This is a genomic window from Mycolicibacter heraklionensis, assembly GCF_001021505.1.
GTDB classification, from domain to species: domain Bacteria; phylum Actinomycetota; class Actinomycetes; order Mycobacteriales; family Mycobacteriaceae; genus Mycobacterium; species Mycobacterium heraklionense.
Map to the genome: position 1 here is coordinate 68,847 of NZ_LDPO01000018.1, position 12,362 is coordinate 81,208.

Genomic DNA, 12,362 nt, shown 5'->3' on the forward strand with positions numbered 1-12,362 from the left:
CCCGAAACCGCGTGTACTGCAATAGAATCAGCCTTCATGTGGACGGCGTCGAATGGACATTCCCGGGCCCTTGTCGGTGTTGCGACCGCTGGTGTCATCGCGATGGCGGTCGGTGGCATCACCGGTGACACCGCCATCTCCGCCGCCGATCATCACAGTGTGGTCCCGTCGGCATCGGTCGTCGCCCCGGTGGAATTGACCGCGCTGACAAGCGATTCCAGCCTGATGGACATCATCGGTGAGCTCACCGGCTTGAACTGGATCATCCCGCTACTGGACGACCCGGACAGTCCACTCTTTCCGATCGTCATCGGCCTCGAGGCGCTCGGCGAGTTGTTCGTGGTCATCCCGCTGACGCTGCTGGTCGGCACGCCTCTGCTTCTGATCACCGAGGGGTGGCAGGGCGTCGAGGACACCATCACGTTGTTGGGTACGGCCGCCGACGGTGTGAAGAGCCTCTTCGACAACCTCGTCGACTGGTACGAGACTCGCAACTGGCTCACCGGTGAATTGCTCGATCCCGGCTCCAGCGAGGCTGGCGCTCTGTCCGGCCTGGGCGATGTATTCCACACGGGCAGTTGGGATGACGTGTTCACTCCCGTCGGTTTCGACGCTGCCCCCACGGTGGACGGTTTCGACGCCGGTCTTGCCGACGTCGGTCTGGGTGACCTCGGCGAGGTGTTTGCCTGACCCGCGGGGCCGCTACGGCCCGTAAGCCGCGCGCGCCGGTGCTGCCATGCGCGACGGCCGGAACTGCTGTTTCGAATGAGACCGCTCAGCTGAAGCTACGAAACCGGTGGGTTTCGCCGCGTCGGGTCGCCCCGAACGGAAAGTTGAGCGCCTTATGGGCCGCGGCAGCACCGGGCGCTGAGCGCCGCGGATCACGCGGGTTTGCCGGTCCAGCTACCTCCCTAGCCTCACTCGAGAGCGGGCGAATCGCACCCTAGTCAGTGGTAGGAAGGGTGCTTCGCACAAACAAGCACTCTTATCGTGACGTCGATGGCAACTCGGATAGAACCACTTATTTCTACCGGATTCTGGCTGGTGACTCTCTCCATAACTCTCCTTATAGTTGCACAACCGTCTCCTCGATAAGACTTCTTTCTACACGTATCAGCAGGTCAGAGGCGTAAACGTCCGAGCTCCGACCTTGCCGAATTTGAAATATTTCTGTTAACTTAACGCGGGCTAAGCAATTTACGTCACCGTCAACCATCGAGCGCTAATCAGCCTGAGGAGATCTCATGTCACACCGCTCTGCTGCTAAGACAATAAAAAGCCGAGTCAGCGCTGCCGTGGGCGCCACCAGCGCAGTGGGCGCGTTCCTGGCTTTCGGCATGACACCGCTCGCGGCGGCGCCGGCCGGCGCTGAGGGGCTCGACGGCCTTTTCGATGACCTGTTCAGCTGGGTCGAGCCGCCGGCCGCGGACACGTCGGGGCTCGAATGGCTTGGCTTCGACGCGTTCGGCGGCGACCTGGCCGGCGCGGCGGCGGGCACCGACCCGCTGCAGGCACTCAACGAGCTGGTGGCCAACTCGATCAACATGATCATCTACCAGCCGCTGTACGACATCGGCCAGTTCTTGATCGGCAGCGGTCTGCACCTCGACGGCATCTTCGACAACGGCGCCAACGCCTACGTGGACTTCAACGCCGACGGCGACCTGGTGTACCACGCGGCGAGCGCCGGTGGATTCCTGTTCGGTGATGGCGGTGCCGGTGGATTCGTCGACGCCGACGGTGATGTGCTCAACGCCGGCGGTGCGGTACTGCTCGACGCTGATGGCAATGAGGTCACGCTGGCCGACATCGAGAACGGCACCTACAGCTTCGCTGCCGGTTCAACATTCACCCTCGACGGAGGCAACGCCGGCATGCTCGGTAACGGCGGTGACGGGGGCAGTGGCATCGGCCTCGGCCTGGTCGGCGGTAACGGCGGGGCCGGCGGGTCTCTCCTGGGCAACGGCGGCGACGGTGGCGCAGGTGCGTTCGGCATCGACGGTATTGGCGCGGCCGGCACCGACGGGTTCGTGGGTGGCGTCGGCGGCGCCGGTGGATTCTTCTTCGGCAACGGCGGCAACGGCGGTACCGGTGGTAACGGCGGCAACGGTGCGGCTGGGACCAACGGAAACGTGGGTGCCGACGGTCTGAGTCCGGTAGGCGGCACCGGAGCCACCGGACCCGATGGCGGCAACGGCGGCGACGGCACGGACGGCTTTGCCGGCGGTAACGGCGCCGTCGGCGGTAACGGTGGCGCTGCCGGATTGTTCGGCAACTCCGGAGCCGGCGGCAACGGTGGCCTTGGGGGCAACGGTGGTGTCGGTGGCAACGGCGGTAACGGTGGCGCCGGCGGCAACGGTGATGTCAACAACGGGCCCGAGATCGTGCCCGCGGCACTCATTCCCGCCAGCGACCCGGGTGGGAACGGCGGCACCGGCGGTAGCGGCGGTAACGCCGGTTCCGGTGGCGCGGGTGGCGTCGGTGGCGCCGGCGGCAACGGCGGCGGCGGTGGCTTCTTCGGCGTCCACCCCTCGGGTGCCGCGGGTAACGGTGGGGCCGGTGGCGCGGGCGGGGGTTCCGGCTTGGCCGGCAACGGTGGCGCCGGCGGTAACGGTGGCGCCGGCGGCGGCACCGCTCCGGAGCTAGCAACTGAGGCGGTCGGCGACGACATCGTCGGCGGTGGAGCCGGTGGCGCAGGTGGTGCCGGCGGCAACCTCGGTGCGGTGGGCGCCGGCGGCGCGGGCGGCGCGGCCGGTATCAGTGCTGGTCCCTTCGGCGGCACGCCGGGCACCGCGGGTGCGGATGGCGCCGATGGCACGCTGCCGGACACGGTGTCGGGCAACGGCGGTGACGGCGGCGCCGGCGGTGCCGGGATCGGTGGCACGGGCGTGTCCGGCGGTAACGGCGGCGCCGGCGGCAACGGTGGTGACCACGGCAACGGCGGCAACGGCGGCGCCGGTGGTAACGGCGACCAGGGCGCGGCCGGCGCCGACAGCCAAGACGTCGGCACGCCCGGCGGCGACGGCGCGGTCGGCGGCAATGGCGGCGCCGGCGGTGTCGGCGGCAGTGGTGGCTCGGTCTCGGGCAACGGCGGTAACGGTGGCGCCGGTGGTGCCGGCGGCACGGGCGGCACCGGCGGGCGTGGCGCGGACTCGACCGACCCGGCTGTGGCAGCCGGTGCCGGCGGCAACGCCGGCAACGGGGGCAACGGTGGCGTCGGCGGCAACGGCGGTTCGGCCACCAACGGCAACGGTGGTAACGGCGGCAACAGCGGCAAGGGTGGCAACGGCGGCGTCGGCGGTGAAGGCGGCACCGGAGCCAATGCCGGTGCGAACTCCGAGACCGGTAACGGCGGGGCAGCGGGCGCCGGTGGTAACGGTGGCAACGGCGGAGCGGCGGGCGCCGCGGCGGGAACCGGTGGCCAAGGCGGCGGCGACGGCCACACCGACGGCGCCGACGGCAGCGTCGGACAGATCGGTAACGGAGGTGATGGTGGTGCCGGTGGACTCGGCGGCAACGCCGCCGTCGGCGAGGACGGCAGCTTCCTCGGCAACGGTCTGAGCCCGGCCCACGAAGACGCGACGGGCGTGGGTGGCTCCGGCGGCAAGGGCGGTAACGGCGGCACCGGTTACCAGGCCGGTAACGGCGGGTCCGGTGGTTCCGGTGGCCAGGGTGTCTACGGCGGCACGGGTGGTGTCGGCGGCACCGGCGGCGCGGTGACCAGCACCGCCGACGGTGGCAACAACACCGGCGGCAACGGCGGTGCCGGCGGTGCCGGCGGCGACGGTTCCGGTCATGGCGGCTACGGCGGCGACGGCGGCGCCGGCGCCAACGCGACCGGTGACCAGACCGCCGGCAATGGGGGTAACGGTGGCGTCGGTGGCAACACCACCGGTGAGGGCAACACCGGAGAGAACGGGACGCTGGCCGGCGGGCACGGCGGCAACGGCGGCGCCGGCGGCACCTCCGAGGACGGCAAGGCCGGCTCCGGCGGTAACGGCGGCGACGGCGGCACCGGCGCACCCGTCGGCGACAACGCAGCCACTCCGGTGCTGAGCACCGGCGGCTCCGGTGGTACCGGCGGCAACGGCGGTGCCAGCAGCGGTGCCGGCACCGGCGGTAATGGTGGCGCCGGTGGTAACGGCAACTCCGGCAGCTTCACCGGCGGCCACGGCGGCGCCGGGGGCAACGGCGGGGCGTCGGCCACCGGCACAGCCGGTAACGGCGGGGCCGGTGGCACGGGCGCCAACGGCGTCGGCATCGGCGGTGGTACGAACGGCAACGTCACGACCGGCGGAACCGGCGGCGGCGGAGGTGCCGGCGGGGTTGCCGACGGCCAGACCGCGGGTCAGGGCGGTGGCGGCGGTGGTGGTGGCGGCGGTGCCATCGTCGGCGGCACCAACGGCGGCACCGTGACCAACAGCACCGCCACCGGCGGTAACGGCGGGGCCGGTGGCGCGGGCAGCACGACCGGGGTCGGTGGCAATGGCGGCGCCGGCGGACTCGGCGCGGTCATCGCGGACGGGGCGGGCAGCACCATCGACGATGGCCACATCGCCGGCGGTGATGGCGGCGCCGGCGGCGCGAACGGGGTCAACGGCGAGAACGGTGCCGACAACGTGCTGGAGGCCACCGGCGGCGGCACGATCAGCAACGTCACTGTGACCAACGGGCAGAACTCCGGTGACTTCGTCGGCGGTAGCGCCTCGGTGATCGCCAGCGGCGGCGGCAGCATCTCCGACAGCACCGTCACCGGTGGTAACGCCAGCGACACCGCCAACGGTGGGGACGCCGGCCTGAACGCCATCGGGGCGGGCAGCTCGATCACCGGCAGCCACGCGACCGGTGGCAACGGCGGTGCGAGTGACGGCAGTGCCGGCGCCACCGGTGGTGACGGCGGCAGCGGCGTCATCAACGCCACCGACGGCGCCAAGGTCAGCGACACCACCGTCACCGGTGGGACGGGCGGCGCCGGCTCCAACGGCGGTCAGGGCGGCAAGGGCGGTTTTGGTCTCGCCGACGCCACCGGCGCTGGCAGCACCATCACCGGGACCGCCACCGGCGGCACGGGCGGCGCCGGCGTCAACGGCACCGGCGGTGACGGTGGGAGCGGCCAACTGATCGTCGATGGTGCCGGCGGCAGCATCGGCGGTGGCGGCAACGACGCGATCGCCCAGGGCGGCAATGGCGGCACCGGCACCGACGGCGGCGTCGGGGGCAACGGCTCCTGGGGTGAGCTGGAGTCCGGAGAGATCGGCTACGCCGCCACCGGCGGTAACTCCTTCGGCACCTCCACCGGTGGTGACGGTGGCAACGCAACCGGTGAAGGGAGCCACGGCGGCAACGGCGGGAGCTCAGACATTCAGAGTTCCAAGACCACCGATGGCGGCACCTTGGGCGGTCCGGGCGGAACAGCCAGCGGCAACGCGACCGGTGGCAACGGTGGCAACGCCACGGGCGGCGGCCAGGGCGGTGACGGCGGCAAGGCCAGCATCGCTACGGGCGGTAACCCGGAGAACGTCGCGAACGGAACTGCGTCCGGCGGCAAGGGCGGCGACGGCCTTGATGGCGGTACCGGCGGCAAGGCCGGTTCGAGCCGGCTCGACGCGTTTGGCACCGGCGTCGGGAACATTCCATCCAGGGCCACTGAGGGCACCGTCACCGGCGGTAACGGCGGAAGCGGTACCGGGTCCGGCGCCACCGGCGGCAACGGGACCGACGGCAACATCGTCAACCAGGGCGGGATGCAGACCGACGGTCAGACCGCAACCGGCAACAACGGGGCGAACGACCCGGCCACTCCGTAGCTCCGGACGAGAAAGGCCCCGGCTCCGGCCGCCTCCGGCGGCGCAGGGCCGGGGTCCTTTTCGTCCCTCGTCCAGGCGTGATAGCCGATTCGGCAACACGAGTGTGGCGCGACGATGCCCTACACCCAGTACGCCACTCGCGCCCGGTACTGGCGCAGCACCAATGCGGCCACCGCCCAGCCGACCACGGTCAACACCAGCACTACCGCCCAGTGCCGCAGCGGCTGATGCGCCCCCAGCAGTGGCAGCCGCACCAGGTCCAGGTAGTGCATCAGCGGGTTGAACTCCACCACCGCCGTCCAGCGCGACGCCCCCTGAGCACGCAGGGTGTCGTAGTTCCAGATGATCGGCGTCATCAAGAACAGCAGCTGCACCACCGAGAACAACAGCGGGGCGATATCGCGGTAGCGGGTGGCCAGAATCCCGAAGCACAGCGACACCCACACGCAGTTCAGCGCGATCAGGAGCAATGCCGGAATCACCGAAAGATCCGCCCATGACCAGGGTTTCGGGAAAATCAGCGCGATGGGCAGATAGATGACGATGTTGTGCGCGAACAGGATCATCTGGCGCCACACCAGCCGGTAGACATGCACACTCAACGGCGTCGGCAGCTGCTTGATCAGCCCCTCGTTGGCGACGAACACGTCGGCGCCCTCCAGGATGGCGGCGTTGAGCAGGTTCCACACGATCAGCCCCAGCGTCACGTACGGCAGGTGCACCGCCAGGTCGAGGTGGAACAGCTTGGAGTACAGCCCGCCCATCGCCACCGCCGTGGTGGCGGTGCCGATGGTGATCCAGAACGGGCCCAGCACGCTGCGCCGATAGCGCTGCTTGATGTCCTGCCAGCCCAGGTGCAGCCACAACTCGTGGCGGCGGAAGCCATCCACCAGATCGGCCCGCGCCCGCGCAAACGTCTTGGACTGCGCGGCAACGTCGTCGAAACTCATTGCTGCCCCTCAGGTCTGGCGAACTGTTCTCGGCGTCCCTGCCGGCGCAGCCGGGCCCACTCCATCAACCCGGCCGGGTCGCGGCGCGACACCAGGAAGAACCAGCCGAACCGCAGCCACTCCTGGACCAGCAACCGGCGCATCCCGGGCTGAGCCATCAGATAGCCGCGGTTGCGGTAGGTATAGAAGCGTTTGACGGCGCTGTCCGGATATTGGGCGTGCATCCGGCCGCCCAGGATCGGCTTGAACTCCGCCGAGCCGCACGGGTGCAGATATGCCGCGTTCAGGCACGTCCCGAACGCTAACCCGGACCGCGCCAGCCGGCGGTGTACCTCCACCTCGTCGCCGCGCATGAACAGCCGCAGGTCGGGCACGCCGACCGCGTCCAGGGCATCCGCGGTGAACAGCGCCCCGTTGAACAGCGACGCGATCCCCGGGAGTAAATCCTCATCCGATGCGCCACTGCGTAATTCGCCGACCTCGCGTCGCCACACCAGGCCTCGCCGTAGCGGGAAGGCCAGCCGGGACGGGTCGTCGATATTGCACACCATCGGGGACACCTCAGCCAGGTGATGCTTGGCCGCGCAGTCCAGCAGTGCCGACAGCACGCCGGCGTCCGCCGGGCGCCCGTCGTCGTCGGCCAGCCACACCCAGTCCGCACCGGCGGCCAGGGCGTGCAGAATGCCCAGCGCGAAACCGCCTGCGCCACCGAGGTTTCGCCGCGACCCGAGGTAGGTCGAGGGCACCGGCTGCCCCGCTACCAGCGCAGCCACCGCAGCGTCGTTGTCGTTGTCGACGACGATCACTTGGTCGGGTGCCCGGGTCTGGCTTGTCAGCGCCTTCAGCGACTCGGCCAGCTGCTGCGGCCGCCGGTGGGTGACGACGACGGCGTAGATGGTTTCGGTCACGCCTGATCTCCGGTCCGCGTCTCGGCAAGCACCTCGCGCACGTGCCGGGCCGCATCCGGGCCTTCGTAGGCGCCGACCACTTCCTCGATCCCGCCGGTCATCCGGATGCTGCCGTGGTCGATCCACATCGCGGTTTTGCACAGCCGGGCCAAGAATTCGTTGGAATGGCTGGCGAACACCAGGATTCCGGACCGCTCCACCAGCTTCTGCAGCCGGGTCTGGGCCTTCTTCAAGAACTCGGCGTCCACCGCGCCGATGCCCTCGTCGAGCAACAGGATCTCCGGGTCGATGCTGGTGACCACACCCATCGCCAACCGCACCCGCATCCCGGTGGAGTAGGTGCGCAGCGGCATCGCCAGATAGTCGCCCAGCTCGGTGAACTCGGCGATCTCGTCGACCTTGGCGGCCATCTGCTTACGGGTCTGTCCGAGGAACAGCCCGCGGATGATGATGTTCTCGAAGCCGGAGATCTCCGGGTCCATGCCCACGCCCAGGTCGAACACCGGCGCCACCCGACCGACCACCGATGCGGACCCGCGCGTCGGCTCGTAGATCCCTGAAAGCAGCCGCAGCAGTGTGGATTTCCCCGCGCCGTTGTGTCCCACCAGACCGACCCGGTCGCCCAGCGACAGGCTCATGGTGATGTCGCGCAGCGCCTCGACCACCACCACATTGGAGTTGTTGCGTCCGATTGCCCCGCCGGCCTTGCCGAGGAACGCCTTCTTCAGCGACCGCGACTTGGCGTCGAAGATGGGGAACTCGACCCACGCGTCGCGGGTTTCGATACGAGGCTCGTTGGCAGACAAGGTAATTCCGCTTGCAGGTTTACAGATACTGGCCGGAGCCGCTGTGGCCCTGGGCGTGACCGCCACCGGCGGCGCCGGGGGGCAGGGCGCCGTGACGCATCTGCTCCAGCTGCGCGCGGGCCGCCATCTGCTGGGCGAACAGCGCGGTCTGGATGCCGTGGAACAGGCCCTCCAGCCAGCCGACCAGTTGGGCTTGGGCGACTCGCAGCTCGGCGTCCGAGGGTGTGGCGTCCTCACGCAGCGGTAGCGTCAGCCGGTCCAGCTCCTCGCGCAGCTCCGGCGCCAGGCCGTCCTCGAGCTCACGAATGCTGGCGGAGTGGATCTCTCGTAGCCGAATCCGGCTCGCCTCATCCAGCGGAGCCGAGCGGACTTCTTCGAGCAGCTGCTTGATCATGGTGCCGATCCGCATCACCTTGGCGGGTTGCTCGATCAGGTCCGTCAGCGACGCCTCTTCATCCTCGGCGTCGTCCGTGGAGCTGTTGAGTCCGGCCGTCAGCAGCCGCGGGTTGGCACCGCTGATGATCTCGACACCATCTGCGCTGTCCATGTCGTCTGCGCTGCTGCCGCTGGTGCTCACCGCGCTCTGTCTCCTTGCCATTCGTAGATGCTGGCCCCGCCATTGTCGTAGATCTTGGCCCACGACCGCGATTTCTCCAGTGACACTAGTCCGTCGGGCAGCGAGAACCCGCGGACCGTCGGGCTGCTGATCAGCACGTAGCGGATATTGAGGTCACGCACGGCGTCGGCCACCCGCGGATCGGTGTCGGCGTCGTCGGCGAAGGCCCAGAAGACGAACCGCTCCGGGCCGGGGCCCTGCTGCTGGGGGTAGTCGTAGTGCGTCCACAGCGGGTGCAGGTCGGCGACCGCATACATCCAGGCACTGCCGTCGACGTTGGCGTTGCCGATCACGGTGTCGTGGGCGCCGGGCAGATCGGCCAGATACGCGTACGCCTGCAGGTCGCGGGCGTCGACCATCACCGAGTCGTACTTGTCGCCGAACAAGAACGCGTGGCGCGGCAGGTAATGCCAGGCCAGCCCAACCGTCGCGGCCACCAACAGCAGGCCGGTCACCAGCGGCCGCGCCCGCGGGCCCACCGGCTTCGAGACCAGCCTCGCCAGCGCCGCCAGGCCGATTCCGGCCATCGGGACCAACAGCAGCGTCATCGCCGCCATGATTCGGCGCGGGTCGCTGTAGAACAGGTCGGTGAAGGTGCCCAGCACCTTGCCCACCGCGCCGCCGATCGGAGCCGAGGACTGCACCACTCCCACCACCAGCACCGCCCACAGCGCCAACGGCCACCACACCCTGCGGGCCACCAGCACCGCCGCCCCCGCCGCGGCCAGAGCCACCAGTGCGTATTGGATCGGAAAGTCGTTGAGGTGACGGGTGTGCATCAGCAGCGCGTCCCGCAAACCCGACTTGCGGCCCTCGTGGGTGAGGAACGCGTGCCCGGCGATGATCTCGGCCTGCTTACGCACGCTCAGCAGTTGCGGCAACAGCAGCAGCCCGGTCGGGATCAGGACCCCGGCCAGCGCGAGCGTGTCACGCCGCTTCCCGCGCAGCGGGTTCCACAACGCTCCGTCTTTAGGGCACAGCCACCAGGCCGCCACCAGCAAGACGGTGACCACTCCGCCGGTCAGGTGGACCGAGAACACCCCCAGCAGCGCCAGCACCGCCACGCCGATCCGGTCTCGCAGCGTGCGGACCGCGGTGATCAGCGCGAACGCCGGCGCCACCAACCCGTAGGCCACCAGGTTGGGCATGGCGGCGGTGCCGAACTCGACGTAGGGCAGTGCGGTGAACGACGCCGACACTGCGGCGGCGGTGCCCGCGGAGACCGCGGTCACGGCGGGGCTCGTCACCCGCTGCAGCAGATTCCAGGTGAGCAGCGCGGCACTGACCGGAAACAGCCATACCGAGGCGGCCAGGCCGGCCACGGTGTAGCCGGTGGTGGGTGCGGCGCCGGTGAGTTGGCACAGCACCGCGGTCAGCGCGTGGAACGCCGACGGGTAATACAGCGCGGCGTGGGTTTCGACGTTGCGCAGCTCGCCCATGTGGGTCGGTGAGGCCTGGCCGGTGTCGAGGATGAAGCGGACGGTGTTGGCGTGCCATACCGCGTCCCAGGTGCTGGGAATGCTCTGCCAATTCGGGATTCCCCGTACCGCGGCCCAGCCGATCAGCAATAGCCCCAGCAGCGCTCCGGCGGCCACCGTGAGGATCGGCCACACCGCCGGCGAGGGAGCTGCCACATGGATCCCGGGACGGCGCTCCAGCAAATACCGTAGGCCCTTTGTCAGGCCGCCGGTCAATGCGCCGGCCACCACCAGTGCCAGCGCTGCAGTGGTTGCGTTCCAAGGGATTCCGAGCGCACCGAAAGGGACGATGGCCAGGCCTACCACTCCGTAGGTCAGTGCCGGGGCCACTGCCACGGCTAATGGCCAGTTCAGGCCCGCACCGGCCGCTACGAGCGCACCCGGAACCACCAGCAGCAAAAGCGCTGTGACCATTCCGAAGACCATTCCGAACCCCAGAAGCACTGCACTAGTATGTCTGCCAAGGTGGCCCAGCTCCGTATTGCGGGGGAGCTATCTCGTTATCCGAGACGTTCACCGATCGATCTTGAGAAGTTCTAAGGTGGCTCGCATGGCCTATGACGTCGCTCGAGTGCGTGGATTGCACCCGACGCTCGGTGACGGATGGGTTCATTTCGATTCGCCGTCCGGCATGTTGATTCCAGACTCGGTGGCCACCACCGTGTCGACCGCGTTCCGGGGGTCGCTGGCCAAGGCGGCCGGCCCGCACCCGGCGGCCCGGCGCAGTGCCGCGGTGCTGGTCGCGGCGCGCCAGGCGGTGGCCGATCTGATGGGCGCCGATCCCTCCGCGGTGGTACTGGGCCCTGACCGTGCGTTGCTGCTGAGTGCCCTGGCCGATGCCGCCTCGTCGCGGGTGAGTCTGGGCTACGAGACGGTGGTCACCCGCCTCGACGACGAGGCCAACATCGCCCCTTGGGTGCGGGCGGCCAACCGCTATGGCGCCAAGCTCAAATGGGCCGAGGTCGACATCGAGACCGGGGAGCTGCCGAGCTGGCAGTGGGAGAACCTGATCACTCCGTCCACCCGGCTGGTGGCACTCGCCTCGGCGTCGGGTGTGCTGGGTACCGTCACCGATCTTCGGCCGGTCACCAAGCTGGTCCACGATGTGGGCGGGGTGGCCGTCGTCGACCACTCGGCCGCGGCGCCGTATCAACTGCTCGACATCAACGAGGTCGAGGCGGACGTGGTGGCCGTCAACGCGGCCTCGTGGGGCGGGCCGCCGGTGGGCGCGCTGGTCTTTCGTGACCCGGCGCTGATCGACACGTTCGGGTCGGTGTCGCTGAATCCGCACGCCGCGGGTCCGGCCCGCTTGGAAGTCGGCCTGCACCAGTTCGGGCTGCTGGCCGGACTGGTGGCCAGTGTCGAGTATCTGGCTTCGTTGGACGAGTCGGCCCGGGGCAGTCGGCGCGAGCGCCTGGCGATTTCGATGCAGTCGGCCGCTGGTTATCTGAACCGGCTGTTCGAATACCTGCTGAGCTCGCTGCGGTCGCTGCCGTTGGTGATGCTGATCGGCCAGCCCGAGGCGCGCATCCCGGTGCTCAGCTTCGCGGTGCGCAACGTGCCCGCTGAGCGGGTGGTGCAGCGGTTGGCCGACAACGGTGTGCTGGCGATCGCCAACGCCGGATCCCGGGTGCTGGATGCGATCGGGGTCAATGACATCGGGGGAGCGGTCACCATCGGGTTGGGCCACTACTCGACGATGGCCGAGGTCGACCAGCTGGTTCGTGCGCTGGCGTCGCTGGGTTAGACCCCGGGATCCGCTTCGCCCGGCGCCGCCGCGCTTGCGATCCCGCTCGG

8 protein-coding genes are annotated in these 12,362 nt (G+C 69.4%); 3 read left to right on the plus strand and 5 right to left on the minus strand.

Features of this window, described 5'->3' with window-relative positions; genetic code table 11:
* Positions 1-36: 36 nt before the first annotated feature.
* Together ABW16_RS18380 and ABW16_RS27860 are read left to right on the plus strand one after the other, a co-directional pair.
* A complete protein-coding gene (locus tag ABW16_RS18380; RefSeq protein WP_131721522.1) occupies positions 37-690 on the plus strand; it encodes a hypothetical protein in 654 nt (217 codons plus the stop codon).
* 605 nt (positions 691-1,295) lie between these two features.
* Positions 1,296-5,807, plus strand: coding sequence for a hypothetical protein (locus ABW16_RS27860; RefSeq protein ID WP_052956985.1), 4,512 nt, complete (start codon positions 1,296-1,298; stop codon positions 5,805-5,807).
* Positions 5,808-5,926: 119 nt separating this feature from the next.
* Here the strand turns inward: ABW16_RS27860 and wzm are convergent, their stop codons facing one another.
* Genes wzm through ABW16_RS18410 form a run of 5 tightly spaced genes read right to left on the minus strand, consistent with a single transcriptional unit; the run spans position 5,927 to position 10,979 of the window.
* Entirely contained in the window at positions 5,927-6,757 is an 831-nt protein-coding gene (wzm, locus tag ABW16_RS18390; protein ID WP_047320635.1) for a galactan export ABC transporter permease subunit Wzm/RfbD, read from the minus strand.
* Complete coding sequence (gene glfT1, locus ABW16_RS18395; RefSeq protein ID WP_047320636.1) at positions 6,754-7,665, minus strand: galactofuranosyltransferase GlfT1; 912 nt, start codon at positions 7,663-7,665, stop codon at positions 6,754-6,756. The genes wzm and glfT1 overlap by 4 nt, the downstream gene beginning before the upstream one ends.
* Complete coding sequence (gene wzt, locus ABW16_RS18400) at positions 7,662-8,471, minus strand: galactan export ABC transporter ATP-binding subunit Wzt/RfbE (protein ID WP_047320637.1); 810 nt, start codon at positions 8,469-8,471, stop codon at positions 7,662-7,664. Before wzt ends, glfT1 begins: the two co-directional genes overlap by 4 nt.
* 19 nt (positions 8,472-8,490) lie before the next feature.
* Positions 8,491-9,069: a bacterial proteasome activator family protein gene (locus ABW16_RS18405; protein WP_082134188.1), complete on the minus strand. Its 579-nt coding sequence runs from the start codon at positions 9,067-9,069 to the stop codon at positions 8,491-8,493.
* Entirely contained in the window at positions 9,045-10,979 is a 1,935-nt protein-coding gene (locus ABW16_RS18410; protein ID WP_109519668.1) for a DUF6541 family protein, read from the minus strand. The genes ABW16_RS18405 and ABW16_RS18410 overlap by 25 nt, the downstream gene beginning before the upstream one ends.
* Positions 10,980-11,115: 136 nt before the next feature.
* On the opposite strand from ABW16_RS18410, the gene ABW16_RS18415 reads away from it, so the two are divergent.
* Positions 11,116-12,312 carry a cysteine desulfurase-like protein gene (locus ABW16_RS18415; RefSeq protein ID WP_047320639.1) on the plus strand — a complete coding sequence of 399 codons (1,197 nt, stop codon included), beginning with the start codon at positions 11,116-11,118 and terminating at the stop codon, positions 12,310-12,312.
* The last annotated feature ends 50 nt before the right edge of the window (positions 12,313-12,362 follow it).

Coding starts and splice junctions, on each gene's coding strand:
- ABW16_RS18380 (WP_131721522.1), top strand. CDS start 37: ATGTGGACGGCGTCGAATGGACATTCCCGGGCCCTTGTCGGTGTTGCG.
- wzm (WP_047320635.1), bottom strand. CDS start 6,757: ATGAGTTTCGACGACGTTGCCGCGCAGTCCAAGACGTTTGCGCGGGCG.
- ABW16_RS18405 (WP_082134188.1), bottom strand. CDS start 9,069: ATGGCAAGGAGACAGAGCGCGGTGAGCACCAGCGGCAGCAGCGCAGAC.
- ABW16_RS18410 (WP_109519668.1), bottom strand. CDS start 10,979: ATGGTCACAGCGCTTTTGCTGCTGGTGGTTCCGGGTGCGCTCGTAGCG.
- ABW16_RS18415 (WP_047320639.1), top strand. CDS start 11,116: ATGGCCTATGACGTCGCTCGAGTGCGTGGATTGCACCCGACGCTCGGT.